The organism is Labrys sp. HAY1-8F (genome assembly GCF_056754975.1).
Genome location: NZ_JBPGWZ010000001.1, coordinates 537,014 through 562,624 on the forward strand (window position 1 = coordinate 537,014; position 25,611 = coordinate 562,624).

28 protein-coding genes are annotated in these 25,611 nt (G+C 63.3%); 24 read left to right on the forward strand and 4 right to left on the reverse strand.

All coding sequences use genetic code 11. The features are described from left to right. Window positions 1-5: 5 nt before the first annotated feature. Entirely contained in the window at window positions 6-764 is a 759-nt protein-coding gene (locus ACR9ZN_RS02480; protein WP_481271269.1) for an IclR family transcriptional regulator domain-containing protein, read from the reverse strand. 121 nt (window positions 765-885) lie between these two features. Here ACR9ZN_RS02480 and ACR9ZN_RS02485 point away from each other — a divergent pair, with 121 nt between their 5' ends. From ACR9ZN_RS02485 to pcaF, 3 genes are read left to right on the forward strand one after another with little or no spacing between them, the layout of a single operon-like run. Then, complete coding sequence (locus ACR9ZN_RS02485; protein WP_481271270.1) at window positions 886-1,617, forward strand: 3-oxoacid CoA-transferase subunit A; 732 nt, start codon at window positions 886-888, stop codon at window positions 1,615-1,617. 1 nt (window position 1,618) lies between these two features. Then, window positions 1,619-2,287, forward strand: a complete 669-nt coding sequence (locus ACR9ZN_RS02490; protein WP_481271271.1) for a 3-oxoacid CoA-transferase subunit B — start codon at window positions 1,619-1,621, stop codon at window positions 2,285-2,287. 1 nt (window position 2,288) lies between these two features. Further along, window positions 2,289-3,488 (forward strand): 3-oxoadipyl-CoA thiolase, encoded by a 1,200-nt coding sequence (gene pcaF, locus ACR9ZN_RS02495; protein ID WP_481271272.1) that lies wholly within the window; start codon window positions 2,289-2,291, stop codon window positions 3,486-3,488. A gap of 22 nt (window positions 3,489-3,510) precedes the next feature. On the opposite strand, the gene ACR9ZN_RS02500 is transcribed toward pcaF, so the two are convergent. After that, the gene (locus tag ACR9ZN_RS02500) at window positions 3,511-4,359 is read right to left on the reverse strand and encodes an alpha/beta fold hydrolase (RefSeq protein WP_481271273.1); all 849 of its coding nucleotides are present in this window, start codon (window positions 4,357-4,359) and stop codon (window positions 3,511-3,513) included. Window positions 4,360-4,504: 145 nt separating this feature from the next. Between ACR9ZN_RS02500 and ACR9ZN_RS02505 the strand changes: the two genes are divergently transcribed. Further along, entirely contained in the window at window positions 4,505-5,407 is a 903-nt protein-coding gene (locus tag ACR9ZN_RS02505) for a LysR family transcriptional regulator (RefSeq protein ID WP_481271274.1), read from the forward strand. Between the two features lie 45 nt (window positions 5,408-5,452). On the opposite strand, the gene ACR9ZN_RS02510 is transcribed toward ACR9ZN_RS02505, so the two are convergent. Continuing rightward, window positions 5,453-6,367, reverse strand: a complete 915-nt coding sequence (locus ACR9ZN_RS02510; protein WP_454818135.1) for a LysR family transcriptional regulator — start codon at window positions 6,365-6,367, stop codon at window positions 5,453-5,455. A gap of 125 nt (window positions 6,368-6,492) precedes the next feature. Between ACR9ZN_RS02510 and ACR9ZN_RS02515 the strand changes: the two genes are divergently transcribed. The 9 genes from ACR9ZN_RS02515 (at window position 6,493) to ACR9ZN_RS02555 (ending at window position 14,556) form a co-directional block, all read left to right on the forward strand. After that, complete coding sequence (locus tag ACR9ZN_RS02515; RefSeq protein ID WP_481271275.1) at window positions 6,493-7,806, forward strand: MFS transporter; 1,314 nt, start codon at window positions 6,493-6,495, stop codon at window positions 7,804-7,806. Between the two features lie 27 nt (window positions 7,807-7,833). Beyond that, a complete protein-coding gene (locus ACR9ZN_RS02520; RefSeq protein ID WP_454818131.1) occupies window positions 7,834-8,907 on the forward strand; it encodes a tartrate dehydrogenase in 1,074 nt (357 codons plus the stop codon). Window positions 8,908-9,358: 451 nt separating this feature from the next. Beyond that, window positions 9,359-9,568 (forward strand): cold-shock protein, encoded by a 210-nt coding sequence (locus ACR9ZN_RS02525; protein WP_434960903.1) that lies wholly within the window; start codon window positions 9,359-9,361, stop codon window positions 9,566-9,568. 335 nt (window positions 9,569-9,903) lie between these two features. Beyond that, a complete protein-coding gene (locus ACR9ZN_RS02530; protein ID WP_454818129.1) occupies window positions 9,904-10,908 on the forward strand; it encodes a hypothetical protein in 1,005 nt (334 codons plus the stop codon). A 264-nt stretch (window positions 10,909-11,172) separates the two neighbouring features. Then, entirely contained in the window at window positions 11,173-11,661 is a 489-nt protein-coding gene (locus tag ACR9ZN_RS02535) for a hypothetical protein (RefSeq protein WP_454818127.1), read from the forward strand. Window positions 11,662-12,022: 361 nt separating this feature from the next. Further along, the gene (locus tag ACR9ZN_RS02540) at window positions 12,023-12,484 is read left to right on the forward strand and encodes a Ros/MucR family transcriptional regulator (protein ID WP_454818125.1); all 462 of its coding nucleotides are present in this window, start codon (window positions 12,023-12,025) and stop codon (window positions 12,482-12,484) included. A 591-nt stretch (window positions 12,485-13,075) separates the two neighbouring features. Further along, on the forward strand, window positions 13,076-13,336 hold the full coding sequence (locus ACR9ZN_RS02545; protein ID WP_434960899.1) for a hypothetical protein: 261 nt from the start codon (window positions 13,076-13,078) through the stop codon (window positions 13,334-13,336). 166 nt (window positions 13,337-13,502) lie between these two features. After that, window positions 13,503-13,703, forward strand: coding sequence for an FAD-dependent monooxygenase (locus tag ACR9ZN_RS02550; protein WP_454818123.1), 201 nt, complete (start codon window positions 13,503-13,505; stop codon window positions 13,701-13,703). Next, a complete protein-coding gene (locus ACR9ZN_RS02555; protein ID WP_481271276.1) occupies window positions 13,696-14,556 on the forward strand; it encodes an alpha/beta fold hydrolase in 861 nt (286 codons plus the stop codon). Before ACR9ZN_RS02550 ends, ACR9ZN_RS02555 begins: the two co-directional genes overlap by 8 nt. Before the next feature lie 182 nt (window positions 14,557-14,738). On the opposite strand, the gene pcaQ is transcribed toward ACR9ZN_RS02555, so the two are convergent. Next, entirely contained in the window at window positions 14,739-15,656 is a 918-nt protein-coding gene (gene pcaQ, locus ACR9ZN_RS02560) for a pca operon transcription factor PcaQ (protein ID WP_454818119.1), read from the reverse strand. 92 nt (window positions 15,657-15,748) lie between these two features. Between pcaQ and pcaD the strand changes: the two genes are divergently transcribed. From pcaD to ACR9ZN_RS02615, 11 genes are all read left to right on the forward strand, one after another. Next, entirely contained in the window at window positions 15,749-16,546 is a 798-nt protein-coding gene (pcaD, locus tag ACR9ZN_RS02565) for a 3-oxoadipate enol-lactonase (RefSeq protein ID WP_481271277.1), read from the forward strand. Window positions 16,547-16,553: 7 nt separating this feature from the next. Further along, a complete protein-coding gene (pcaC, locus tag ACR9ZN_RS02570) occupies window positions 16,554-16,970 on the forward strand; it encodes a 4-carboxymuconolactone decarboxylase (protein ID WP_481271278.1) in 417 nt (138 codons plus the stop codon). After that, complete coding sequence (gene pcaH / locus ACR9ZN_RS02575) at window positions 16,960-17,712, forward strand: protocatechuate 3,4-dioxygenase subunit beta (RefSeq protein WP_481271279.1); 753 nt, start codon at window positions 16,960-16,962, stop codon at window positions 17,710-17,712. Before pcaC ends, pcaH begins: the two co-directional genes overlap by 11 nt. Next, window positions 17,712-18,326 (forward strand): protocatechuate 3,4-dioxygenase subunit alpha, encoded by a 615-nt coding sequence (gene pcaG / locus ACR9ZN_RS02580; protein ID WP_481271280.1) that lies wholly within the window; start codon window positions 17,712-17,714, stop codon window positions 18,324-18,326. The genes pcaH and pcaG overlap by 1 nt, the downstream gene beginning before the upstream one ends. Continuing rightward, window positions 18,323-19,387 carry a 3-carboxy-cis,cis-muconate cycloisomerase gene (locus ACR9ZN_RS02585; RefSeq protein WP_481271281.1) on the forward strand — a complete coding sequence of 355 codons (1,065 nt, stop codon included), beginning with the start codon at window positions 18,323-18,325 and terminating at the stop codon, window positions 19,385-19,387. Before pcaG ends, ACR9ZN_RS02585 begins: the two co-directional genes overlap by 4 nt. A gap of 81 nt (window positions 19,388-19,468) precedes the next feature. Beyond that, window positions 19,469-20,641 carry a 4-hydroxybenzoate 3-monooxygenase gene (gene pobA, locus ACR9ZN_RS02590; RefSeq protein ID WP_481271282.1) on the forward strand — a complete coding sequence of 391 codons (1,173 nt, stop codon included), beginning with the start codon at window positions 19,469-19,471 and terminating at the stop codon, window positions 20,639-20,641. A 258-nt stretch (window positions 20,642-20,899) separates the two neighbouring features. Then, window positions 20,900-22,090, forward strand: coding sequence for an ABC transporter substrate-binding protein (locus ACR9ZN_RS02595; RefSeq protein WP_481271283.1), 1,191 nt, complete (start codon window positions 20,900-20,902; stop codon window positions 22,088-22,090). A 152-nt stretch (window positions 22,091-22,242) separates the two neighbouring features. Next, window positions 22,243-23,106 (forward strand): branched-chain amino acid ABC transporter permease, encoded by an 864-nt coding sequence (locus tag ACR9ZN_RS02600; RefSeq protein WP_481271284.1) that lies wholly within the window; start codon window positions 22,243-22,245, stop codon window positions 23,104-23,106. A gap of 6 nt (window positions 23,107-23,112) precedes the next feature. After that, window positions 23,113-24,117 carry a branched-chain amino acid ABC transporter permease gene (locus ACR9ZN_RS02605; protein ID WP_481271942.1) on the forward strand — a complete coding sequence of 335 codons (1,005 nt, stop codon included), beginning with the start codon at window positions 23,113-23,115 and terminating at the stop codon, window positions 24,115-24,117. Next, window positions 24,114-24,878 (forward strand): ABC transporter ATP-binding protein, encoded by a 765-nt coding sequence (locus tag ACR9ZN_RS02610; RefSeq protein WP_481271285.1) that lies wholly within the window; start codon window positions 24,114-24,116, stop codon window positions 24,876-24,878. Before ACR9ZN_RS02605 ends, ACR9ZN_RS02610 begins: the two co-directional genes overlap by 4 nt. After that, complete coding sequence (locus ACR9ZN_RS02615; protein ID WP_481271286.1) at window positions 24,875-25,591, forward strand: ABC transporter ATP-binding protein; 717 nt, start codon at window positions 24,875-24,877, stop codon at window positions 25,589-25,591. Before ACR9ZN_RS02610 ends, ACR9ZN_RS02615 begins: the two co-directional genes overlap by 4 nt. Window positions 25,592-25,611 lie beyond the last annotated feature (20 nt).

The window sequence follows — 25,611 nt, forward strand, 5'->3', positions numbered from 1 at the left end:
TACCTCTATCGCAGGATCGGTTTCAGTTGCGCCTGCACGGCCAGCAGGGCCGGCAAATAGCGGCTGGTCAGATCCGCCACCGGGCCGGAAGCCGGCAGGCCGGTGTTGAGCGCCGCGATCACGCGGCCGCGTACATTCAGGAGAGGCACCGCAACGGAGCGCAATCCTTCCTCCACCTCCTGGTCGATGGCGGCATAGCCCTGGGCCCTGACCCGCACCAGTTCGGCGACGACAGCCTCGGGATCGGTCAGTGTGCGCGAGGTGCGCCCCGGCAGCGTATCCGTACCCAGTATCGCCCGTGCTTCCGATTCCGGCAGGCCGGCGAGCAGCACCCGCCCCATCGAGGTGCAATAGGCCGGCAGGCGCGAGCCGGGCATCAGCACCACCGACATCACCTTTCTCTGTGCGGCGCGGGCGACATAGACGATCTCGCTGCCGTCGAGGATGGAGACCGACGAGCTTTCCCCGATCTCTTCTGACAGTCTGTCCAGCATCGGCTGCACGATCTGCGGCAGCGGCATGGTCGCGAGGCAGGCCGTGCCGAGCCGCAGGATGCGCGGCGTCAGGGTGAAGAATTTGCCGTCGTAATCGGCATAGCCCTGATAAGCGAGCGTCAGCAGGCAGCGCCGGGCCGTGGCCCGGTCCAATCCCGAGGCGGCCGAGACTTCGGCAATGGATTGGCGCGGGCGCTCGGCGGTGAAGGTCTCGATCACCGCCAGTCCTTTGGCCAACCCTCCCATGATGTCGCGTTCGCTGATCGCCATCCATTTTCTTTGTGCGATATGTCAACAAATAACATCATATCGCACAAATTGGATTTACGGAATGCGCCATCGCGCTTAATTCTGCGCCTCCAGATCGCGTTCGGCCCATGGATGGATTGAGATGGACAAGACAGTCGCGAACCTCGCCAGCGCCGTGGCTGAGATCGAGGACGGAACGACCGTGATGATCGGAGGCTTCGGCGGCGCCGGTTCGCCGATCGAGCTGATCCATGCACTGATCGACCGCTATCGCGCCACGGGGCATCCCAGGGACCTGACGGTGGTGAACAACAATGCCGGCAACGGGCATGTCGGTCTCGCCGCGCTGATCGAGGCGGGCATGGTGCGCAAGCTGATCTGCTCCTTCCCGCGCTCGGCGGATCCGGTGGTGTTCACGCAGCTTTACCTTGCCGGCGAGATCGAGCTGGAACTCATGCCGCAAGGCACGCTGGCTGAACGCATCCGCGCCGGCGGCGCCGGCATCCCTGCCTTCTATACGCCAACCAGCTTCGGCACCGATCTGGCGGCGGGCAAGCCGGTGGCGGAATTCGAGGGACGTTCCTATGTGCGCGAGCGCTGGCTCAAGGCCGATGTCGCGCTGGTGAAGGCCGAATTGGCCGATCCCTATGGCAATCTGACCTACCGGATGGCGGCGCGGAACTTCAACCCGCTGATGTGCATGGCCGCGGCCGTGACCATCGTGCAGGCCAGCCGCATCGTGCCGGCGGGCGAGATCGATCCCGAGGCGGTGGTCACCCCCGGCATCTTCGTCCAGAAGATCGTCGAAGTGCCCCATCCGCATCAGGAAGAAGACCTGAATCGCGCCAATGCCGCCTATCCGCTGGAGGCCTGAGATGAGCAGATTGTCGAGCAACCAGATTGCATGGCGCGCAGCGCAGGACATCGCCGATGGCGCCTATGTCAATCTCGGTATCGGTCTTCCCGAGAAGGTGGCCCAGTATCAGCCTGCCGGGCGCGAGGCGATCTTTCACACCGAGAACGGTATCCTGAACTTCGGCGAGAGCCCGGCAGAGGGGGAAGAAGACTGGGATCTTATCAATGCGGGCAAGAAAGCGGTGACGCTGAAGCCGGGGGCTGCCTTCTTCCACCATGCCGATAGCTTTGCCATGGTACGGGGCGGCCATCTCGACGTGGCCATCCTCGGTGCCTATCAGGTCGCCCAGACCGGTGACCTCGCCAATTGGTCGACCGGGCCGAAGGGTGTGCCCGCCGTCGGTGGCGCCATGGACCTGGTGCATGGCGCAAAGCGCGTCGCCGTCATTACCGATCACGCGACCAGGGACGGCCAGCCCAAGCTGCTCGAACGATGCACCCTGCCGCTGACCGGGGTGGGCTGCGTTACCCGGGTCTATACCAGCCTCGCCGTTGTTGACATCGAAGGTGGTCGGTTCGTGCTGCGCGAGAAACTGCCCTCTCTTTCAATCGGCCAATTGCAGGCCGTGACAGGGGCTCAGCTCCATGTATCCGGTCCGGTTGTCGATCTCGTCGTTCCGGAGCTATGACATGACCGAGGTTTTCATCTGCGACTATGTCCGCACCCCAATCGGCCGTTTCGGTGGTGCGCTGGCGTCGGTTCGGGCCGACGATCTCGGTGCCGCGCCGCTGAAGGCACTGATGGCCCGCAATGCTGGCGTGGACTGGCGCGATGTCGACGACGTGATCTTCGGCTGCGCCAATCAGGCAGGTGAGGACAATCGCAATGTTGCCCGCATGTCGCTTCTCCTGGCGGGGCTTCCTCTCACGGTTCCCGGCACCACCATCAACCGGCTCTGCGGCTCGGGCATGGATGCCGTCCTTGCCGCGGCCCGTGCCATCAAGGCCGGCGAGGCCGGTTTGATGATTGCCGGCGGCGTCGAATCCATGTCGCGCGCGCCCTTCGTCATGCCCAAGGCGGACAGCGCCTTTTCGCGCCATGCCGAAATCCACGACACCACCATCGGCTGGCGTTTCGTCAATCCGGCGATGCACAAGGCCTATGGCACCAACTCCATGCCGCAGACCGGCCAGAACGTCGCAGATGATTTCGGCGTGTCCCGCGAGGCGCAGGACGTCATGGCGCTGGCCTCGCAGCAAAAAGCCGCTTCTGCGCAGGCCAATGGGCGGCTGGCGCAGGAAATCGTGCCGGTCACGATTCCACAGCGCAAGGGCGATCCGGTGGTGATGGACCGGGACGAGCATCCCCGTGCCACCACGCTGGAATCTCTCGCCAAGCTCAGGCCGCTGTTCGAGGGGGGCTCGGTCACGGCGGGCAATGCTTCGGGCGTGAATGACGGCGCTGCCGCGCTGATCCTGGCCTCGGAAGCGGCGGCGAAAGCCCATGGCCTGGCCCCGATTGCCCGCGTCCTGGGCGGTGCGATGGCCGGCGTGCCGCCGCGGATCATGGGGATCGGCCCGGCGCCGGCCTCGCAAAAGCTCATGACGCGGCTGGGGCTGACACAGGGCGATTTCGACGTGATCGAACTCAACGAAGCCTTTGCCGCGCAGGGGCTTGCCACACTGCGCGAACTCGGCATTGCCGATGACGATCCGCGTGTGAACCCGAATGGCGGCGCCATCGCGCTTGGTCATCCGCTCGGCATGTCCGGGGCTCGCATCACCGGAACGGCGGCGCTGGAATTGGCCCACAAGGGCGGCAGGCGCTCGCTCTCGACCATGTGCATCGGCGTCGGGCAGGGCATCGCCATCGCGCTCGAGCGCGTGTGAATCCCGCCTTTCCCAATCGCGATTACGCCGCATCCACTTGCAGGAACGACAGCACCTCCGCCACGAACTCCTGCGGGAACTCGATATTGCTGAGGTGAACGGCGGGCAGCACCTTCAGCCGGGCGCCGGGGATGGTGTTGGCGATCTCTTCGCTCTTGCCGAGAGAGGTGACCGTGTCGAACTCACCGGCAATGACCAGCGTGGGGGCTGCGATCAGGGCGATGGGGCGGCGTAGGTCGGCATCGCGCACTGCTGCCCAGTTGCCGGCAAGACCCTGCCGCGAGGTGTTCAGCAGCATCTCCCGGAACGTTCGAATGACCGGCCCATTCGCCTCGATCATGGCCTTCGGAAACCAGTTGCCGATGAAGGTTTCCGCAGTCTCCTTCATATCCGGCGCGGCAAGTACGGCGGCGATGGCCTTGTCGAAATAGGCTGCGGGGCCGAGATGGGCGGCCGTGTTGCTCAACACCAGGCGCTCGATGCGCTCCGGCGCATGGATGGCGAGCCACTGGCCGACGAAGCCGCCCAGGGATAGGCCGAGGAAATGCGCGCGCTCGATGCCGAGCCAATCCATCAGCTCGATCACGTCGCGGCCGAGCCGGCCGTCTGAATAGGCGCCGGGCGATACCTCCGAGGCGCCGTGGCCGCGAAAATCATAGCGAATGACCCGAAAATGTTTCGACAGCTGCGGGATCTGCAGATCCCACATATGCAGGGTCGTGCCAATGGAATTGGACAGGATGAGAGCCGGGCGATCTTCCGGGCCGTCCGCCTTGTAGGCGATCTTGATGCCGTCTCCCGTGGTCAGGAACGACAGGGTTGCCGGCTCCTCAGGATCCGGCGTGGCCAGCCGGGCAATAGCGTTGGTCATAGCGTGCACCTTTTCATGCTGTGCTCTTTCCGGCGGCAGCGCCGGGATCGAGAGCCGCGCTCCTCGTTGGACGTTTCGAAATTAGGGCCGCAGAATTTCAATAAAAATTGAAAATATTTTACAATCTTTGTAATAATAATTGGCAATGCAAGCCTTCACGCTTCAGGAAATCCAGTGCTTCGATGCCGTGGTCCGCGAAGGCGGCTTCCAGGCTGCGGCCGCCGCGCTCCACCGTTCGCATGCGGCGATATTCGCGGCGATCGCCAAGCTGGAGACCAATCTCGGCGTCCTCCTGCTCGACCGCAGCGGCTATCGCGTAACCCTGACCGAGGCCGGCCGCTCGTTCCACCGCAAGGCCCAGTCCTTGCTCGGCGAAATGGAGGCGCTGCGCATACATGCCCGCCAGCTTGCAATGGGCGAAGAGACGCATGTGCGCGTCATTCTCGGCGACACCTGCCCCCTGCATGAAGGCCTGCAACTGCTGGGCGGCTTCTTCTCGCAATGCCCGCAGACACGACTGGACCTCCATTTCGAGACGATCGGCGGCCCATCGGAACGGCTTTTGGAGGATGAGGCCGATCTGATCCTGCATTGGGTCGAAAAGGCCGATCCCCGCCTGGAATGGATCGACCTGGGCAAGGTGTCGTTCGTGCCGGTGGTTGCCCCGCGGTTTCTGCCGTTCGAGCTCACGCGCCGGATCTCACCGGATCAAATGCGCGGGCTCACCCAATGCATCATCCGCGATACGACGCGAGCGGCAGCGAAGGTCAATTTCTACGTCTTGGAGGGGGCACCGCAATGCACGGTCGCCGATCACGCGATGAAGAAGGAGGTCATCCTTCGCGGCATGGCCTGGGGACATCTGCCGCGCTTCATGATCGAGCAGGAATTGCGGGATGGACGCCTTCTCTCCATCGCCGGCGCCTCCTTTCCGGGTGTTGAAACCGAGCTGGTCGCCGCGCGACGGCGTGATCGCCCGCACGGTCCCGTCGCCAACCGCCTTTGGGACTATATCGGCGTCCACGCACCTGCCTTGTGGACGAGCTAAAGCGTTGTCGCAATTCTTGACGGTTCCATCAAAATTCAAAACGCTTCAGGCTGATTCCTCGTATCGCGATAGGTTCCGGTTCAGAACCTCCAGGATCCTGTCCCTGGCCGGATCGCGTGCGCCCTTCAGCCAGGCCACTGAAAGCGGCAGCTTGTTGGTCATCGCGCCCGGCTCGATGGCAAGGGGCACGTAGACAACGCCGCTGACCGCGAGGCGGGCGGTCCATTGGGGGACGATGGCAATACCGATCCGCGCCGCCACGAGATTGACGATGGTCTGCTTTTCATCCGCCAATTGCGCGATCCTGGCCTGCAGGCCGGCTTCGGTGAACAGCTTGATGGTGAGGTCGTGGCTGTGGGGGCGGGATCGCCGCTCCGGAACGATGAGCGGCTCGTCCTCGAGCTCGCGGATCGCGACATGGGGCCGCTCCGCCAAGCGGTGATGGACCGACATCGCCACCACCGCGGTTTCGTGAAACAGCCGGACGGTCTTGATGCGGTGGTCCACCGCATCGGGCGGGCGAATGAAGGCGAGATCGATGCGCCCGGACAGCAGCCTTGGCAGCAGCCGGATGGTCTTGTCCTCGATGAGCTGGGTTGCCATGTCCGGGCGAACGGCTCGAAGGTCCTGGAGGAGCATCGGCAGGAGGCCGGCGGCGGCGCTGTCGATCGCACCGATCCTCAGCGGTTTGGCCGAGTTCCCGCCCATCGCCCTGAAGCGGGCCACAATGCCGTCGGATTGCTCGAGGAGTTGGCGCGCCTGCGGCAGGAGCGTTGTGCCTTCGCTGGTCAAGCCGACATTGCGCGTCGTGCGCAGCAGCAATTGCGTGCCCAGCGATTCCTCCAGAAGCCGGATATGCCGGCCCAATGAGGCCGGCAGCATGCCGAGCTTTTGCGCGGCCCGGCCGAAATGCAGTTCCTCCGCCACCATGGCGAAACACCGGAGTTGGCCGAGTTCCACGATCCTCTCCCAATTATACAAATAATTTATATAATTTTGGATGCATTGAAGTCCAGGGCTCCTCCGCGGAAAAACGATGAACAAGCGCAGCAGAAGTGCTCCGCAAAAAATGGGAGGAGATTGCCGTGGCAAGCGAGCTGGAAAGCCGTGTCTTACGCAAGATTTCATGGCGCATAGTGCCCTTCATCATGCTGCTTTACTTCATTGCATTCCTCGACCGCGTGAATATCGGTTTTGCTGCACTGGAGATGAACAAGGAATTGGGCTTCTCCTCGACCATTTTCGGCCTGGGTGCCGGCATCTTCTTCCTCGGTTATTTTCTGTTCGAGGTGCCGTCCAATCTCATCCTCAACAAGGTCGGCGCGCGCATCTGGATCGCGCGGGTGATGATCACCTGGGGCGTCATTTCCGGCCTGATGGCCTGCGTGCAGGGAGTGACGGATTTCTACATCCTTCGCTTCTTGCTTGGCGTCGCCGAAGCCGGTTTCTTCCCGGGCATCATCCTCTATCTGAGCTTCTGGTTCCCCGCCCGCCGCCGCGCCGCCGTCACGGCGATCTTCATGGCGGCGGCTCCCCTGTCCACGGCACTGGGGTCACCAATATCCGGGATGCTCCTGGAAATGCACGGGCTGATGGGTCTGGCCGGATGGCAGTGGATGTTCCTGATCGAAGCTGCACCGGCGCTGGTCTTCGGCATCATCGTGCTGTTCTATCTCACCGATCGCCCGGAGAAGGCGAAATGGCTGACGGAGGAGGAGCGCGCCTGGCTGGTTGCTACCATGGCGGACGAGCAGAAGGCCAAGGGCCCCAAGGCCAGCCACGGCATCTGGGCGGGTCTGGCCGATATCCGCGTCCTTGCCCTTGCTCTGGTCTATTTCGGCACTTCCGCAGGTCTGTATACGCTTGGCATCTGGGCGCCCCAGATCATCAAGGAATTCGGCCTGACATCGCTGCAGGTCGGCTTCCTCAACGCCATACCGGCCGTGATGGCCGTCATCGCCATGGTGTTCTGGGCCCGTCATTCCGACCGGACCGGCGAACGCACCTGGCATGTCGTCTTCGCCTGCCTGCTGGCGGCGGCCGGCCTTGCCTTCGCTTCAGGCGCCAGCGGGATCGTCACCGTCCTGATCGCCCTGATGCTGGTCAATATCGGCATCAGCTGCTCGAAGCCGCCACTGTGGAGCATGCCGACCCTGTTCCTCTCCGGCCCGGCCGCGGCAGCCGGCATCGCCACGATCAACTCCATCGGCAATCTCGGCGGCTTCGTCGGCCCCTCGATGATCGGCTGGATCAAGGACGTGACGGGCGGATTTGCCGGAGGGCTCTATTTCGTCGCCGGGCTTCTGGTGCTGTCGGCCGTGCTGACCCTGGTCCTCGCCCGTTCCGCCACCAGCACCCCAGATACTGCCAACACCAGCGCTGTCCGCCAGCATGGCTGATCCCTCTTTTCCCCTGGAGCATAGAAGATGCGCGAATATTCCATCGCCGCCATTCCCGCGGATGGCATCGGCCCCGAAGTCATCGCCGCCGGCACCACGGTGCTGGCTGCGCTCGAAAGGCGCGACGGCAGGCTGAAGTTCAACATCGAGAATTTCGACTGGGGCTCCGACCACTATAAGAAGCACGGCGTGATGATGCCGGCTGACGGGCTGTCCAGGCTCAAGAAATTCGATGCCATCTATTTCGGCGCGGTCGGTGCGCCCGACGTCCCCGATCACATCACGCTGTGGGGGCTGCGCCTGCCGATCTGCCAGGGCTTCGACCAATATGCCAATGTCCGGCCGACCAAGATCCTGCCGGGCATCACCTCGCCCTTGCGCCATTGCGGGCCCGGTGATCTCGATTGGGTCATCGTGCGCGAAAACTCCGAGGGGGAATATTCCGGGCATGGCGGCCGCGCCCATAGGGGGCTTCCCGAGGAGGTCGGCACGGAAGTCGCGATCTTCACCCGCGTCGGCGTTACCCGCATCATGCGCTATGCCTTCAAGCTGGCCCAATCACGGCCGCGCAAGTTCCTGACGGTTGTCACCAAGTCGAATGCGCAGCGCCACGGCATGGTGATGTGGGACGAGATCGCCGCCGAGGTCGCCGGGGAGTTTCCGGACGTGAGTTGGGACAAGATGCTGGTCGACGCGATGACGGTGCGCATGACCCTCAATCCCAAAAGCCTCGACACCATCGTCGCCACCAACCTCCACGCCGATATTCTCTCCGATCTCGCCGGCGCGCTGGCCGGCAGCCTCGGCGTGGCGCCGACCGGCAATATCGATCCGGAGCGGCGTTTTCCCTCGATGTTCGAGCCGATCCACGGCTCGGCCTTCGACATCACCGGCAAGGGCATCGCCAATCCCGTGGCGACGTTCTGGACGGCCGCCCAGATGCTCGACCATCTCGGGGAGGCGGATGCCTCCGCCAGGCTGATGCGGGCAGTGGAAAGGGTGACGGGCTCAGGCATTCTGACGCCCGACGTCGGCGGCACGGCCACCACCAAGGAGGTCACTGACGCGGTGGTCGATGCGATCCATTCATCCAACGTCTAGCAATCCGGCGATGACGCGGAACGACCTCGGAGCAAGGCAGGCGCCGCGTCGAACGTTCGGCGCGGCTGTCATGGAGAACCTGCCGCCAAAGCTGCTGGGCCGATGCCTGGTCATCGCAGCCGGCAACGCCTTGGCCACGAGGACGTATTGCCGGCTCCGCCACCGGGAAACGAGCGTGCTGTCGATTGCGGTCACGCCACGGTGAGATCAGCCGCTCCTTCCAACCGCGACAAGAAAATGCGAACCAGGCCGTCGAGCCTTTCGTGGATGGAGCCGAGACCGCGAGCCGCTCGCCTGTGCCGTCGGGAATAGCCTGCCGGCAGCTTGCCGAGGACATTGTACGCGGTCTGAACGAACGGTGTTTCCGGGGCAGCCCGGTGTCCTTGGCAAAAGTTCGAAATCGCATCGGGTGCCAAAAGCCGAGATTGAAGCCTCTGGGAGGAGGCTCAGCATGAGCACTGGTACTGTCAAATGGTTCGATCCCGCCAAGGGGTACGGCTTCATCGCACCGGACAATGGCAGTCGGGATATCTTCGTTCATATTACCGCCGTGACGCGCTCAGGGCTTGGCGAACTGCACGAGGGGCAGAAGGTGAGCTTCGAGCTCGTCGTCGATCGCAAGACCGGCAGCTCAAAAGCAGGTGCGCTGAAGCGTTGCTGAAGCCTCCACTGCCGCCAATATCTGGCGGGCAACTTCACTTCTTCGCACCCGGACGCCGGCTCTCCATCAATTTGCCGTCCTCTGCCGACATGCAAGGTGGGTAAAGGAAACGTAACGCTTCCCGGCTAGCCTGACCCCGTGCGGATTATGGCCATGCTCGCCTGGCTTTCGCATTGCTCGTGCCGCGCCTTCTTCGCGGGCCGGTTCGGCGATAAAGAGGGAAAGAACTTACGATGGCTCGGTCGGCGCATACCCCCAAGGCGGCCCTTCCCATCCGCAGGATGGAGATCCTGAAAGCAGCCCTCGGACCACATTACACAAGGAAAATCGGCTCGGTGCGACTGAAATCCAGGCTGGTGAAGGGCGTGGGTATCATCTGCCTGTCTCTTGGCGCCGCTGTCGGCGCGGGATCGTTCGAGGCTTTGGCGGCTGGCCAGGCCGCCGGCATTCCCGGCTGGTTGATGACGTATGTCGGCGAGGGGCAGGGACAGATTGCCCTGCCGGTCCTGCAGAGGGCGCGAGCGCTCTATGTGCAGAAGGCGAGCCAGGGAACCGTCAACAATCCCTGCTATTTCGCCATGGATGCGACGCGCCCCAACGATCCCGGCAGCTCGGGCGGACGCTTCTACATCATCTGCGAATCCCAGCACTCGTTCCGGGCCATTTCGGCGGGGCATGGTGGCGGCCGCAATCTGAGGGGCGTGGCGGATTTCTCCAATGGACGACGCTGCGCGAGGCATTTCGGCAATGCGCAGGATTCGGAACTGACGACGGGCGGCGCCTATGTGACTGCCGAGACAAAAACCTCGTTCAAGGGCTATTATCGCGTGGCCGTAAACCAGGACGCGGCATTTCTGCGGTCCTTCATCCAATTCGATGGTGTGGGCGAGACCGCGAACGCCCGCCAGCGCGCCATCGGCGGCCATGCCGCCGTCGCCCTGAAGGGCGTGTGCTTGCGCAAGGCTCCGAGCAGCCCCTATGCGAACCAGGATGGTTACGTTCCCTTCGGCAAGCTGGTGGATTATGCGGGCGGCCGCAGCAATGGCTGCACCAGCTGGTCGCTCGGGGACGTGAAGCAGATCCTCTCCATGGTGAAGGACTATCCGACCACGCTCTACATCTATCCCGAAGCCGCCGACGTCAGCAATGTCGCACGCTCGGTGGCGGCCGGGCAGTCGCCTGCCCGGGCCGGCCTCTATTGGAACGCTGCCTGCCTGAGGGAGATCGGCGCTCCCAAATACTGGTCGCGGCAAGTCCTCGAGCCGGTCTTGGCGCAATACAAGCTCGACCACCCTGCGCCGCCGCCACGGCCGACCCCGATCTGCGAAGGCAGCGAATAAGCGCGACCACCACGTAAAGTACGCGCGACAGCGCGGGGAAACTCGGCGCAGCCTCGCCCTTTGGGGGCGGAGGGAGCCGCTTCCCCAAACCGCGGCTTTTCCGTCGAATCGTTTGCCTCGGGACGCCGCGTGGGCTTCATCTGCCGCGGCGAAGATCAGAACTGGCCTCATAGTTGCCAGGAACAGCCGCCGTTATGGTGGCCTGACGATTGAACGGCTTTGAGAAAGTCGCCAATATCACCCTCCGGTCTGGAGAGTTCACCAATGAGGATTGCCTTCGCCTTGTCTTGCGCCGGCCTGATCACCTGCTTGGGCATCGCGCCGGCTTGGGCCGATGGTGCCAGTTGCAGCGACATCAAGCGGGCATTGGTCTCTGCCAATATGGACTTCATGCGCATCGAGCGGGGGCCGCTGCCGGTGGCGCCGGTGCAGGCCGCCCTGGTGATCGGTCAGATGTCCTCCCTCACGCAACTCACCCGGCTCGCTTGCGAGGAGGAGGATGCCCGCCAGATCGCGAAGGTCGTGGGGATCCGCCTGCACGCCTTGCAGGCGATGCTGCCGATCGGTTCAGCCCCCATCGAGACGGCGGAGGCCCCCGAAACCCCACCCACCGCAGCCACCCCACCCACGCCGCCCCCGGCGCCACCCAGCGAAGACCGCCGACAGACCACGCGAAAGCCGGCGAGTGCTGTCGGCTGCCATCGCGTCTATTATACGAGGGACGGTCATCGTTATTGGCGCTGCCAGCGCTGACGCCAGCCGGCCTCGCCATGCCCGAGATTTACCTCGGACCGGGAGCGAGGCTGAGGTCCGCTGCTTTGCGCCACGATCCTGGTGAGTAGCTGCCATCGCCGCTGCCGACCACCGATGGCTGCCTTTTTCGCAAGCATATCGACAGTCTTGGGCATGGCGTCCGAAGGTCGATACGGTCGAATCGTTGGCCCTGTCGGTGTTGCCTGCGGACAGGTTCAAAGACTTCCCCGACCCGGCTTTACACGCGTCGCAATTTGCTTGAGAGTTTCAGACTCGCCGCAGCAATCGGGTCCACAACGCTGCGGCCACTAAGAAAACTTCACTCACTTTGAAATCAACACAACAATGAAAGTGGTTGAACGTGCTTGAAGCTGACACGAAACTGGTCGACCTGACGGTCGACATCGTCTCTGCCTACGTCGCAAACAATCAGGTCTCCTCTTCGTCCCTTTCCGAACTGATACAATCGGTGCATGGGCGGCTGAGTGATCTGAATACTGGTAAACCGGCCGAAGCCGCCGTAGCGGCAACGCCCGCAGTACCGATCAAGAAGTCCATCACACCCGACTTCATCATCTGCCTGGAAGATGGACGCAAGTTCAAGTCGCTGAGCCGGCATCTGCGCAGCGCCTATGACATGACGCCCGAGCAATATCGGGAAAAATGGAGCCTGCCCGCCGATTATCCCATGGTGGCGCCGAACTATTCGGCTCATCGCTCCCGGCTGGCAAAGGAACTTGGCCTGGGTCAGCAGGGCCGCCAGACCAAGGAGAAGGCTCCGGCCCGCACCGTGCGCGGCAGGGCCAAGAAAGCCAACGCCTAAGGCGTTTTTGGGAAAGCCGATAAGTAACTGCTCACCCCCTGCCGTTGAGGTCGCACCGTTCCTCACCCCTCGCCCTTGCAAAGCAAAGGCTGGCCTCTCGCTGTAAGAACGGGGCGAGGGTATGGGTGGGGTGGCACCACCGTGAGCAATTACGCCACGAGGCTTCTCGATTAAGAAAATCTGTTGAAACAAAGAGTTGGAGCAAGGTTCGATTTTTCGAAAACGCGCTTTGGCTCCAGCTTCTTGTTTTGGCGCGCCCCTTGCCGGCCCTGAGGGTTCCGCCGAATCGCAAAATGCCGGGGCGAGGGAGGCTTTGCCGTCGATCGCCTGTTTCTCGCCGATTTCGTCGTCGGCCGCCAGCCAGCGGTGATTTCCATGCTTGGGCAGCTTGGCACGAGGCGACAGTCTTAAAAGGTTGGTACGCTCTCCCGATCCCCCTATGCTACGTGCATGGAGAGACCAAGCAGGGTTTTTCGGCATGGCCCATGGACGAGCTTCGCCGGGAACGCCTGCAATGTCTGGTGTCTTGCAGCTTTCTGTTGATCGCGCCCGTGCTCGATCAACAGAAAGCTGCTCAGGGGAGAGTGATGCGTGACCGGTGAGGTAATCTTGTTGAACGGTCTCGGCATTGTCGCCAGCGATCTGGTGGAGCCGGGAACAGTGGCGATCATGCTGCATGGCGGTGACGTGCAGGTCGTGCCGGTGCGTGAGCTGAGGGCGACCGTCGGCCAGATCGGCAGCGAGAAGATCGAGGGCCTGTCGATGGCACCCTCCGATTTCACGCAGGTGCAGGCGGTCATCGAACGCCGCAAGGCCGATGGCGACGACGACAGCGAGGATACGAAGGAATAGGGCGTGATTTCGTGACGCCTGCCGGGATCGCAATGTCGCTCCGGCGTGCGCAGGCGAAGCTGGTAACTACGGCTATCGCGCTCAATCTGCGACTGGAGTGAACCCCTGGACTGAGACAGACAAAATAGGGACAGTTCTCGTTAGGAGAATGGATGTCCGACCAAGAATGTCGAAGTTTCAGCCGCGAGTTCAAGCTGCGAGCGGTGCAGCGCACATCCACTCACCGACCGGCGGGCAGGGACTCGACCAGGGCTTCGGCGGCGCCGCGGCGCTCGCGCGCCTCCTGCTGCCGGTACTGCGCGGTGAGGCGAACGCAACCGGCTTCGATGCCTATGACTCGGCGCGCTTGGAGAAACGCCATGATTGAATGGACCGTGGGTCACGCTGTCTCGCGCGATGGAACGATCATCGGTTACAGGCAGGTCGGCGCTGGCCCGAGCCTCGTGCTGCTGGCAGGCGCCATGCAGAGCAGCCGCAACTTCACCCAGTTGGGGGAGTTGCTGGCCGATCGCTTCACACTGCATTTGCCTGACCGGCGCGGACGTGGCCTCAGCGGCCCACCGGGGCCGGACTACGGCATCGAGACCGAGGTCGACGATCTGTCGGCGGTCCTGGCGCAAACGGGCGCGCGCGACGTATTCGCGCTGAGTTCAGGCGCCATCGCCACGCTGTGGACGGCGCTGCACCGGCCGCAGGCGCTCACTAGAATTGCGCTCTACGAGCCGCCGCTGCCGGTCGGCACACTGTCATCGCTGGACTTTGTGCCGCGCTATGAGCGCGAGCTTGCCGCCGGCAATTTGCCGGCCGCCATGGTCACGGTGATGAAGGGGACGGGCGACCGACGCGATTGGTTCACCGGCTTGCCCCGGCTGCTGCTGACTCCGATGATGGGCATGGCGCTGCGCGGCGACGGCGAAGAGGCGGCAGCGATCCGCGAACTGGTGCCCTCCGTCCACTACGATCTGCAACTGGTCGCCGCCACGGCCGGGCAGGTTCAGCGTTTCGGCGCCATCCGCATGCCGGTCCTGCTCATGGGCGGTGACAATTCCAATCCCTATCTGCCGATGGCGCTCGACGCGTTGCAGCACGAGTTGCCTCAGGCGGAGCGGGTCGAACTCAAGGGCATCGGCCACATGGCCTCCGACAATGTCGGCAAGCCAAGATTGGTCGCCAGCGAGTTGCGGCGCTTCTTCACTAGCCCACCGAGAGTTCTGACTTAAGTAATTACGGTGAAGTGCACTTAATTTGCGATATGTGAAGCTCAGAATCAGAAACAAATGCACTTCACTTCACTGTACTTCCCGCAAGGCCGATGGCGATCGAGACGACGACAGCGAGGATGCGAAGGAATGGGGCGTGATCTCTTGAGCTTGCCGGGATCGCAATCCCGTTGCAGCGCGCTTCAGCCGAGCTTTCCGGCCGCCTCGCGGATGGTCCTGAGCAGAATGGCGAAGGCGGGATGGGCAATCATGTCGGTGCGCATGGTCAGGCCGACCGGGCCCTTGGTATCGCTGGTCTCGATGGGCAGGGTTCTCAGGGTGGCTTCCTCGATGTCGTTGCTGACCACGCCGTGCGAGATGACCCAGATCGCATCGCTCTGGCGCACGAAGGCCCGCCCGAAGGAATCCGACACCGTCTCGATTTCCGTCGGGACCGTCGCGACGCCATTGGTGATGAAGATGCGCTCCACGAAGGGGCGGATGACGGAGCCGCGCGTCGGCATCAGCACGGGATAGGCGCTCATCTGCTCGAACAGATTGCCGCCGCTGTCGAGCAGCGGATGTCCAGGCCGCACCACGAACACGACCTGTTCCGAATAGAGATGCTCGAAGAAAAAACCGGTCATCTTGTCCGGTGCCGCGAGGCGCCCGACCACGAGGTCGAGCTCACCGATGCGCAACTGCTCCAAGAGGACACTGTTTTCCCCGGTGACGATCTTGACGGTGACGCCGGTGTCCTCCTTGAGGAAGAACCGCATGGCGAGCGGCATGATATGGGCCGAGACCGTCGGCAGCGCTCCGATGCGAAGGGGTGGCCCCACTTTGGCGCCGGCGAGGGCGACGGAATCGATCCCTTGCCTGAGGGCGCTGACGGCGAGGCCGGCATGCTGCATGAACACTTCGCCGGTCCGGGTGATCCTGATGCCACGGCCGTCCCGCTCGAACACGCAAACGCCCAAGGCTTCCTCGAGCTCGCGGATCGTCTTGGTCACCGCCGGCTGGCTGACATGCAGCACGCCGGCTGCCTTCACCACGCTTTTCTGTCGCGCGACTTCCAGGAAAGTCTGAAGATGGCGGAACTTGACACGGCTGTCGATCATGGCGATCCATAACCCAGCAGTTAAGATAACGCTAGAAAATATGATTTTACCAAACCAATTGCGTCATCCATCTTCGCGGGGAGGAGACGGCCGTGCAGTTCATCACCATCGGCGGCATTACGCTGCATTTCGATCTCAGACCGGCCGGGCAGGGCCGACCCCACCTCGTCTTCATCAATTCCCTCGGCACGGATTTGCGCATCTGGAGCGAGGTGGCCGGGGCGTTCGACGGCTCGACCGCCCCGCTCGCCTATGACAAGCGCGGCCATGGCCTGTCCGATCTCGGCCCCACGCCCTATACGATCGAGGACCATGTCGACGATCTCCTTGGCCTGATCGATCATCTCGGCATTAAGGAAGTGGTGCTGTGCGGCCTTTCCGTCGGCGGCCTGATCGCGCTCGGCCTTGCTGGCCGCCGACCCGGCATCGTCAAGGGCCTGGTGCTGTGCGACACGGCGCATAAGATCGGTACCGCCGATGGCTGGAACAGCCGCATCGCCGCTGTTCAGAAGGATGGGATCGCCGCGATCGCCGATACCGTGATGAAATTGTGGTTCACGCCGCGTTTTCATGCCGAGCGCAAGCCAGCGCTGGATGGTTGCCGCAACATGCTCGCCCGTCAGCCCGTTGCGGGCTATGCGGCGACCTGCGCGGCGATCCGCGATGCCGACTATACCAGGACCGCCGAGGCGATCGCCGTTCCTACACTGTGCATCGTCGGTGATCAGGATGGTTCGACGCCGCCGGCTCTGGTGCGTTCCATGGCCGATATCATCCCCGGTTCGCAATTCGAGGTCATCGCCGGCGCCGGCCACATTCCCTGCATCGAGCAGCCGGCCGTGCTCGTTGCCCTCATCACCCAGTTTCTCGCACGCTTGCCATCGGAGTGACCCTGTCATGAGTGTTTCGGCGCCACGCTCGGCCAGATATCGCGAGGGCCTCGCCGTTCGCCGCGCCGTGCTCGGCGATGCCCATGTCGATCATGCGGAGGGGGCCTCGACCGCGTTCGACCGTCCGTTCCAGGACCTGATAACCGAGGCTGCCTGGGGTACGGTGTGGTCGCGCCCGACCTGGACGCAGCGGGAGCGCTCGATCGTTACCCTCGCTTTGCTGGCTGCACTCGGCCATGACGAGGAAGTGGCCATGCATGTCAGGGCAACCGCCAATACCGGCGCGACGCGGGAGGATATCTGCGAAGCCTTCCTGCATGTGGCCGTTTATGCCGGCGTGCCGGCAGCCAACCGGGCCATCAAGATCGCCAAGCAGGTGTTTGCCCAGATGGACGAAGAGGCCGGAAAATCCGATGTCCGCTGAACGCACCGACCTCCGGCCCGAGACGGGCGCTTTCTTTCAGCGCGACCGGAGCTGGCATCCGCCGGCCCTGACGCCGCCCTACAAGACGTCCGTGCTGCGCTCGCCGCAGAAGGCGCTGCTGTCGCTCGACAATACGCTGTCCGAGATCACGGGACCGGTTTTCGGCCACGATCTGCTGGGCCCACTCGACGACGACCTCATCCACAATTTCGCCAGGCCCGGCGAGAGCGCCATCGGCGAGCGCATCATTGTCTACGGGCGTGTCCTGGATGAGCGTGGCAAGGGCGTGCCGGGCGCACTGCTCGAATTCTGGCAGGCCAATGCCGGCGGGCGCTACCGGCACAAGAAGGAAGGCTATCTCGCCGCACTCGACCCGAATTTCGGCGGCTGTGGCCGCACCATCACCGATGTGGACGGCGGCTATGCCTTCCGCACGATCAAACCCGGTCCCTATCCCTGGCCGAATGGCGTCAATGACTGGCGTCCCGCCCATATTCATTTCTCGGTGTTCGGCCACGGCTTTGCCCAGCGTCTGATCACGCAGATGTATTTCGAGGGTGATCCGCTGATCTGGCTGTGCCCGATCGTGAAGACGATCCCTGACAGGGCTGGTATCGAAACCTTGATCGCAGCCCTCGACATGCAGGCGACCATCCCCATGGATGCCCGTGCGTATAAATTCGACATCGTGCTGCGCGGCCGCCGCTCGTCGATGTTCGAGAACCGCCTGGAGGGCAATTGATGGTTCAGGCGCTCGATCGCCTCAAGGAAAGCCCCTCGCAGACCGCCGGTCCTTACGTGCATATCGGGCTGACACCGAATTTCGCGGGGATAGCGGGCGTCTATGACCGCGACCTCGGCGACGTGATGGTCAATGCCGCGACCAAGGGCGAGCGCATCAGCGTGCGGGTGCGCGTGCTCGACGGCTTGGGGACGCCGCTCAAGGACGCGCTCGTCGAGATCTGGCAGGCCGATAGCGCCGGCCTTTACAATTCGCCTTCGGAACGGCGTGGCAAGGCCGATCCCAACTTTGCCGGCTGGGGCCGCAAGGCGACGGATATGACGACGGGTGAGTGCCTGTTCGAGACGGTCAAGCCGGGCCGGGTGCCGTTCAAGGATGGCCGCCTGATGGCGCCGCATCTCACCTTGTGGATCGTTGCCCGCGGCATCAATCTCGGCTTGCAGACCCGCCTATACTTCGCCGACGAGGCGGAGGCGAATGCCGAGGACCCGGTGCTGGCACGCATCGAGCATCGCCATCGCGTCGCCACGCTCGTCGCGGCGCGCGAAGATGATGCTTATGTCTTCGACATCCACCTGCAGGGCGAGCAGGAAACAGTGTTCTTCGATATATGACAGTCTCGCCCCTCGATCATCCGGTTCTTGCCTCCCTGTTGGGCGATGAGGAAACGGCACGCCAGTTCTCCTTCGAAGCGGAGATGGCGGCGATGCTGGCTTTCGAGCTTGCCCTCGCCGAGGCGGAAGCCGAAGAGGGGGTAATCGAAGCCGATGCCGCCGCGGCGATCGCCGCCGGCCTGGCCTCGTTCGTCCCCGATTTCGAGGCGCTCAGGCGTGGCGTTGCCCGTGATGGCGTCATCGTGCCGGAGTTGGTGCGCCAATTGCGTGGCGAGGTTGGAACGCCGCATGACGACAGGCTGCATTTCGGCGCCACTAGCCAGGATGTCATCGATACCGCCCTGGTGTTGCGACTGGTGGCGATAGTGCAGCGGCTGGATGACCTGTTGGTCGAGGTGGTCGCGAAACTGGCTGGCCTGGAATTGGAATTCGGCAGCCGCAGGCTGATGGGCCGTACCCGCATGCAGGCGGCGATCCCAATTACGGTCACTGACCGTATACAGGCTTGGCGCGAACCGCTGGAACGGCACAGGACGCGGCTCGAAGCCCTGCGGCCGGCGCTGCTGGTAGTGCAGTTCGGCGGGGCCGCGGGCACGCTGGACAAGCTCGGGACCAAGGCCGCTGCCGTTCGGGCGGGGCTCGCCGCTCGCCTCGGTCTCGGCGATGCCCCGCAATGGCACAGCCAGCGCGACCGGCTTGCCGATTTCGCCGGTCTGCTGTCGCTGATCACCGGAAGCCTCGGCAAATTCGGCCAGGATATCGCCCTGATGGCCCAGGATGGCGGCGAGATTGTCTTGTCCGCCGGCGGAGGATCCTCCGCCATGCCGCACAAGCAAAATCCGGTGGCGGCGGAGATGCTGGTTACGCTCGCTCGCTTCAACGCCACGCAGCTTGCCGGCATGCATCAGGCCTTGCTGCACGAACAGGAACGCTCGGGCGCGGCGTGGACATTGGAATGGCTGCTTCTGCCACAGATGGCCGTGGCGGCCACTGCGTCGCTGCGGTTGGCGGATGAACTCGCCACCGAGATCGGAAGTATCGGTGTGCTGGCCGACGGATAGTCGCGATCCCGAAACAGAAATGCAACGAAAACCGACCCGAGCCTGCCGATGGCATGGAATTCGCGGCGATGAGGGCAGGACATGCGCACACAGGTGGTCATCATCGGTTCGGGTCCTTCCGGCCTGCTACTCGGACAGTTGCTGGCCAATGAGGGCATCGCCAACATCATCCTCGAACGTGCCAGCCGCGACCATGTGCTCGGTCGCGTGCGTGCAGGCGTGCTTGAGCAGGGCACGCTGGATCTCATCGATGAAGCCAAGGCGGGCGAGCGCATGCATGCCGAAGGCCTGCCGCATGACGGCATCTCCCTGGCTTTCGACGGCCGGCTGCACCGCATCGACCTGGCAGCCCTGACCGGCGGCAAGCGGGTGATGGTCTACGGCCAGACCGAGGTGACGCATGACCTGATGGACAAGCGCGAGGCTGCAAGCCTGACCACCATCTATGAGGCTGGCAATGTCGAGCTCCACGACTTCGACGGCGAGGCGCCCTATGTCACTTATGAGAAGGACGGTGCCGGCCATCGCATCGATTGCGACCTCATTGCCGGCTGCGACGGCTTCCATGGTGTCAGCCGTAAATCGGTGCCGTCGACCGCGATCAGGACGTATGAGCGGGCCTATCCCTTCGGCTGGCTCGGCATTCTCGCCGAGGTGCCTCCGGCCGGTCATGAATTGATCTATGCCAACCACCCACGGGGTTTTGCGCTCTGTTCGATGCGCTCGGCTCATCGCAGCCGTTACTATGTGCAATGTCCGCTCGACGACAGGATCGAGGACTGGAGCGACGATCGTTTCTGGGACGAACTGCGCCTACGCCTGCCGCCCGAGGCCGCCGCCGGCATCGTCACCGGACCGTCCTTCGAAAAATCGGTTGCGCCGCTGCGCTCCTTCGTCGCCGAGCCCATGCGTTTCGGGCGCTTGTTCCTGGTTGGCGACGCCGCCCATATCGTGCCGCCCACCGGGGCCAAGGGGCTCAATCTTGCCGCGAGCGACGTGCGCTACCTCTATTGGGGATTGCGGGAGTTCTATCGGGAGAATTCATCGGCTGGCATCGATGTCTATTCGAGCCGGGCGCTTTCCCGCGTATGGAAGGCAGTGCGTTTTTCATGGTGGATGACGACGATGCTGCATCGCTTCCCGGACACGGACGATTTCGGGCAACGGATCCAGGAGGCCGAACTCGATTATCTCGTTCATTCACAGATGGCGTCAGCGGCACTTGCCGAAAACTATGTCGGTCTTCCCTACTGAAATCTCGGAGTCCCATGCCCGTCACATATCCTGCAGGTTATGGTTCGAGCGTTTGTTTTCATTTTACATTACCAATTAACGCGTCACATTTGACCAATATGGAAAGCCTGCGATCGGCGTGCCCAAAAGGTGCTGGTCCGGCTTTCAAAGCGTTTTGTGATTTGATCGTATCATTTCAAATCGCAAAGACGCGCCGAACCAAAGAGTTAGAGCAAACAAGCGTTCACACCTGGACGCGCTTTGCTCTAGGAGGAAAGAATGAAAAAAACCGTTCTCGCCGCCAAATCTGTTCTCGCGACCTTGGCGGTCGTCATGCTGTCCGGCAGCGCCCTGGCCGAAACCATCAAGGTCGGCGTGATCGGTCCGTTCTCAGGCCCCTTCGCCATCCAGGGCAAGAATTTCAAGGCCGGTATCGACGCCTACCGGGCTCTGCATGGCAGCAAGGTCGGTAGCGACGACATCGAGATCGTCTATCGCGACGTGCCCCAGGCCGATCCCGCGCAGTCCAAGGCCCTTGCCCAGGAACTGGTGGTCAAGGAACGCGTCCAATATCTCGCGGGCTTCTATTTCACACCGGACGCCATGGCCGTCACCCCGCTGCTGAAGCAGGCCAATGTGCCGCTCGTGGTGATGAATGCCGCGACGTCGGCCATCGTGACCAAGAGCCCCCTGGTGGTGCGCACCTCCTTCACCACCTGGCAGACCTCGGCGCCCATGGCGAAGGTTGCCTTGGAGCGCGGCGCCAAGAAGGCGATCACCGTGGTCAGCGACTATGGTCCTGGCGTCGATGCGGAAAATGCCTTCAAGACCAGCTTCACCGGTGTCGGCGGCGAAGTCGTCGGCACGATCCGCATGCCGTTGTCGACCAATGATTTCAGCCCGATCATGCAGAGGGTGAAGGATTCCGGTGCCGATACCCTGTTTGCCTTCCTGCCGTCCGGCCCCACCACGCTCGGCTTCGTCAAAGCCTATAATGACAATGGCCTGGCAAAATCAGGCGTGAAATTACTCGCGCCTGGAGACCTGACCCAGGAATCGGATTTGCCGGCGCTCGGCCAGGCCGCCGAGGGCTTGCCGACCACCTTCCACTATGCCGTCTCGCATGACTCGGCCGAGAACAAGAAATTCGTCGAGGCGGCGCGCAAGGCCATCGGCAACCCAAGCGAATTGTCGTTTCCCGCGGTCGGGGCCTATGACGGCATGCATGTCATCTACAAGATGATCGAGGCGACCGGCGGCAAGCAGGACGCCCAGAAGGCGGTGGACGCCGTCAAGGGACTGGCCTGGGAAAGCCCGCGCGGGCCCGTCTCGATCGATCCCGACAGCCGCCACATCACGCAGAACATCTATCTGCGCGTGGTCACCAAGGCCGAGGACGGCAGTTATTACAACAAGGAAATCGCCACTTTCGAGAAACAGGGTGACCCCGGCCTTGCCGCTTTGAAATGACTGCGCCGCGCCGAGATCCAAGTGCAAGGCGGCGCCGGGGAGAGCATCTTCTGGAACAGTCAGGCCTTGAGTTCAGAAAATGCATTAGAAAAAGGACATAGAGTAAGTGGTAGTTTAACAAAATTGCCATTCCTCTAGTGCTGGATCAGACCATGCAAACCATTCTCAGCGTGGGTATCGACGCCCTTGCCTATGGCATGGTGCTGTTCGTCATCTCCATCGGACTTTCCGTGACCATGGGGCTGATGCGGGTGGTGAACCTTGCCCATGGCGCCTTCGCCATGATCGGCGGCTACATCGCTTCCTATGCCGTGCAATCCCTCGGCCTGGGATATGCCCTCGCCATCATGGTGGCCGTGGCCGGCACGGTGGTGATCGCCCTTCCGCTGGAACGCCTGCTCTACCGCCGGCTCTATGGTGCGCCCGAATTGACCCAGGTGCTGATGACCATCGGCATCACCTTCTGCGTCATCGGCATCGCCAATTACGTCTTCGGCCCCACGCTGAAGACCATCCCCTTGCCCGAGCCGTTGCGCGGACCTGTCGATCTCGGCTTTCGCACCATCGCCGCGCATAAATTATTCGCCATTGCCTGTGGCTTGGCCGTTGCCCTGGCTCTCTGGTATCTGATCGAGAAAACCGGGTTCGGTATCAAATTGCGCGCCTCGGTGGACAATGCCGCCATGGCTGCTTCGCTCGGCGTGCGCACCACGATCGTCTATGCCGTGAGCTTTGCGGTCGCCGTCGGGCTCGCCGCCTTTGGCGGCATCGTCGGTGCCGAGCTCCTGCCGATCGAGCCCTATTATGCCTTGCGCTACATGGTGACCTTCCTGGTCGTGGTCTGCGTCGGCGGAGCAGGCTCGATCCCAGGTGCCTTGCTGGCCTGCCTCGTGCTTGGACTCGTCGACACTACCAGCCGCTATCTCCTGCCCGAATATGGCGAATTCTTCTTCTATCTCGCCGTGATCGCCATCGTCTGCGTCTTCCCACGCGGCCTCATGGGCAGGAGAGCCTGAATGGACATGGTGGAGGGCAAATCCGTGCCCGGTCGGGAAGAAATGTCGAAAACCAACTGGCTGAGGCGCGACCTGGCAGGTCTTGCGGCCGTCCTGGCCGCCGCCGTCGTCGGCTATTGCCTGTTTCCCGACAATCTGGCGCTGCTGACCCGCATCCTCTCGGTCGCGCTGCTCGTGCTTTCGCTCGACCTCGTCACCGGCTTTTGCGGCGTCGCCACGCTGGGCCATGCGGCCTTGTACGGTGCCGGCGCCTATGCCGCGGGGATTGCCGCCGCGCATTGGAACGTCACCGATCCATTGGCGATGCTCGCCATCTCAGCCGTGGGCGGCGCACTCGCCGGCCTGGTCTCGGGGGTGGTGATCCTGCGCGGGCAGGGGCTCGCGCAATTGGTGCTGTCGATCGCGGTGGTCCATCTCTTCCACGAAGCCGCGAACAAGGCTTCTGCCTATACCGGCGGCAGCGACGGCCTTTCGGGCATCTCACCCGACCCCGTCTTCGGTCTGTTCGAGTTCGATCTGTGGGGTCGCACCGCCTATGGCCTGGGTGTGGCGCTTCTCCTCGTCGTCTTCGCCTTGCTCAGACTGCTGGTGCGCTCGCCCTTCGGCATGCTCTGCCGCGGCATCCGGCAGGATCCCGTGCGCATCCGTGCCATGGGCGCTTCGGTGCAGGGCACGCTTTTGAAGATGTATTTCATCTCCGGTGCCGTGGCCGGGTTGGGCGGCGGGCTCAACGCCCTTTCCACCCAGGTGGTGGGTTTGGATAGCCTGAGTTTCACCCTCTCGGCCGAGGCCCTGGTCATGCTCGTGCTCGGCGGCACCGGCTCGCTCTATGGGGCGCTCGTCGGCACCATCGCCTTCATGGGTTTCGAGGATTTCGTTTCGGCGGCCAATCCGTTTCACTGGCTCACCATTGTCGGCGCCCTGCTGATCGCCGTCGTGCTGTTCGCGCCGCGTGGCCTCTATGGCTCGGCCGTCCTGCTTCTTGCCCGTTTCAAGGGGAGGGGCGGATGAGTGCGGTGTTCCAGACCCTTGATTTGAAAAAATCCTTCGGCGGCCTTGCCGTCACGCAAGGCCTGTCGATCAGCCTGAACGCCGGCGACCGTGTCGCCCTGATCGGTCCGAACGGTGCCGGCAAGACCACCTTCGTCAACCTGGTCACCGGCCACCTCGAGCCCGATTCCGGCAAGGTGGTGCTCGCCGGCAGGGACGTCACCGGGCTCGGGCCGACGGAGCGTGTGCGCCAGGGCCTCGTACGCTCCTTCCAGGTCACCCGGCTCTTCCCCGACATGACGCCGCAAGAGCATCTGGCGCTCGCCGTCCTGCAGCGCACGGGCCGTACCGGCCGCCTTTTCGGCCATTATCGTGCGAAACCCGACGTGATGGCTGAAGTGGCTGCATTGCTGGCCACGCTCGGCCTCACAGCGATCGCCACCCGTCCGGTCGCGGAGATCGCCTATGGTCAGCAGCGCCTGCTCGAGATCGCGCTGGCGTTGGCGCTCAAGCCCAAGGTTCTCCTGCTCGACGAGCCGGCCGCGGGCGTGCCGCAAAGCGATACGCCCCGCATCGAGGAGGCGCTGGCCGGCCTGCCCCCCGATCTCGCCGTGCTGATGATCGAGCACGACATGGACCTGGTCTTCCGCTTCGCCCGGCGCGTCATCGTGCTCGCGGCCGGTGCCATCATCTTCGACGGTTCTCCCGAGGACGTGACGAAGGATGCGCGTGTCCGCCAAGCCTATCTTGGAAACTATGCCCATGAGAAGCAGTCAGCATGACCGCAACGCCGCTTGAAATCAGCGATCTCAGCGCCGGCTATGGCCCGACCCGGGTGCTGGAGAACATTTCCTTCGCCGTTCCCGCCGGCGGGCGTCTTGCCGTACTCGGTCGCAATGGCATGGGCAAGACGACACTGCTCGCCACCATCGCCGGGCAGACCCGGCGCTACGGCGGCACGCTGCGCCTTGGCGGCAGGGATATCAGCCCGCTCGACAGTGCCTCACGCGCCCGCGGCGGCCTGGGCTATGTCCCGCAGGCCCGCTGCATCTTCGCCTCGCTGACGGTGGAGGAGAATCTCTTCGTTGGCCTCAAGAACCGTGGCCGCCCGGCGATCGAGGAAGCCTATGAGATGTTTCCGCGCCTCAAGGAGCGCCGCGGGAATCTCGGTTCCCAGCTCTCGGGAGGCGAGCAGCAAATGCTCACCACGGCCCGCAGCATTCTGGGCAGGCCGACGGTGCTGCTGCTGGATGAGCCGCTGGAAGGGCTGGCCCCCGTCATTTGCGAGGAATTGATGGCCGTGTTCTCGCGCCTCGCCGCCGAAGGGCAGATGACCATTCTGCTGGTCGAGCAGCGCATCCAGACCGTGATCGACTTCGCCGATCATGTCGTCATTCTGGAACGGGGGCGCATCGCCTGGTCGGGCGCCTCGGCCGCGCTCTCCGAGCAGCCGGAGGTAATCGAGCGGCTACTCGGGGTCGGCGGGCTGCATTGAGCAGGGCCCGGCGCCGGGGC

Coding starts and splice junctions, on each gene's coding strand:
- ACR9ZN_RS02480 (WP_481271269.1), bottom strand. CDS start 764: ATGGCGATCAGCGAACGCGACATCATGGGAGGGTTGGCCAAAGGACTG.
- ACR9ZN_RS02485 (WP_481271270.1), top strand. CDS start 886: ATGGACAAGACAGTCGCGAACCTCGCCAGCGCCGTGGCTGAGATCGAG.
- ACR9ZN_RS02490 (WP_481271271.1), top strand. CDS start 1,619: ATGAGCAGATTGTCGAGCAACCAGATTGCATGGCGCGCAGCGCAGGAC.
- pcaF (WP_481271272.1), top strand. CDS start 2,289: ATGACCGAGGTTTTCATCTGCGACTATGTCCGCACCCCAATCGGCCGT.
- ACR9ZN_RS02500 (WP_481271273.1), bottom strand. CDS start 4,359: ATGACCAACGCTATTGCCCGGCTGGCCACGCCGGATCCTGAGGAGCCG.
- ACR9ZN_RS02505 (WP_481271274.1), top strand. CDS start 4,505: ATGCAAGCCTTCACGCTTCAGGAAATCCAGTGCTTCGATGCCGTGGTC.
- ACR9ZN_RS02520 (WP_454818131.1), top strand. CDS start 7,834: ATGCGCGAATATTCCATCGCCGCCATTCCCGCGGATGGCATCGGCCCC.
- ACR9ZN_RS02525 (WP_434960903.1), top strand. CDS start 9,359: ATGAGCACTGGTACTGTCAAATGGTTCGATCCCGCCAAGGGGTACGGC.
- ACR9ZN_RS02535 (WP_454818127.1), top strand. CDS start 11,173: ATGAGGATTGCCTTCGCCTTGTCTTGCGCCGGCCTGATCACCTGCTTG.
- ACR9ZN_RS02550 (WP_454818123.1), top strand. CDS start 13,503: ATGTCGAAGTTTCAGCCGCGAGTTCAAGCTGCGAGCGGTGCAGCGCAC.
- ACR9ZN_RS02555 (WP_481271276.1), top strand. CDS start 13,696: ATGATTGAATGGACCGTGGGTCACGCTGTCTCGCGCGATGGAACGATC.
- pcaQ (WP_454818119.1), bottom strand. CDS start 15,656: ATGATCGACAGCCGTGTCAAGTTCCGCCATCTTCAGACTTTCCTGGAA.
- pcaC (WP_481271278.1), top strand. CDS start 16,554: ATGAGTGTTTCGGCGCCACGCTCGGCCAGATATCGCGAGGGCCTCGCC.
- pcaH (WP_481271279.1), top strand. CDS start 16,960: ATGTCCGCTGAACGCACCGACCTCCGGCCCGAGACGGGCGCTTTCTTT.
- pcaG (WP_481271280.1), top strand. CDS start 17,712: ATGGTTCAGGCGCTCGATCGCCTCAAGGAAAGCCCCTCGCAGACCGCC.
- ACR9ZN_RS02585 (WP_481271281.1), top strand. CDS start 18,323: ATGACAGTCTCGCCCCTCGATCATCCGGTTCTTGCCTCCCTGTTGGGC.
- pobA (WP_481271282.1), top strand. CDS start 19,469: ATGCGCACACAGGTGGTCATCATCGGTTCGGGTCCTTCCGGCCTGCTA.
- ACR9ZN_RS02595 (WP_481271283.1), top strand. CDS start 20,900: ATGAAAAAAACCGTTCTCGCCGCCAAATCTGTTCTCGCGACCTTGGCG.
- ACR9ZN_RS02600 (WP_481271284.1), top strand. CDS start 22,243: ATGCAAACCATTCTCAGCGTGGGTATCGACGCCCTTGCCTATGGCATG.
- ACR9ZN_RS02605 (WP_481271942.1), top strand. CDS start 23,113: ATGGTGGAGGGCAAATCCGTGCCCGGTCGGGAAGAAATGTCGAAAACC.
- ACR9ZN_RS02610 (WP_481271285.1), top strand. CDS start 24,114: ATGAGTGCGGTGTTCCAGACCCTTGATTTGAAAAAATCCTTCGGCGGC.
- ACR9ZN_RS02615 (WP_481271286.1), top strand. CDS start 24,875: ATGACCGCAACGCCGCTTGAAATCAGCGATCTCAGCGCCGGCTATGGC.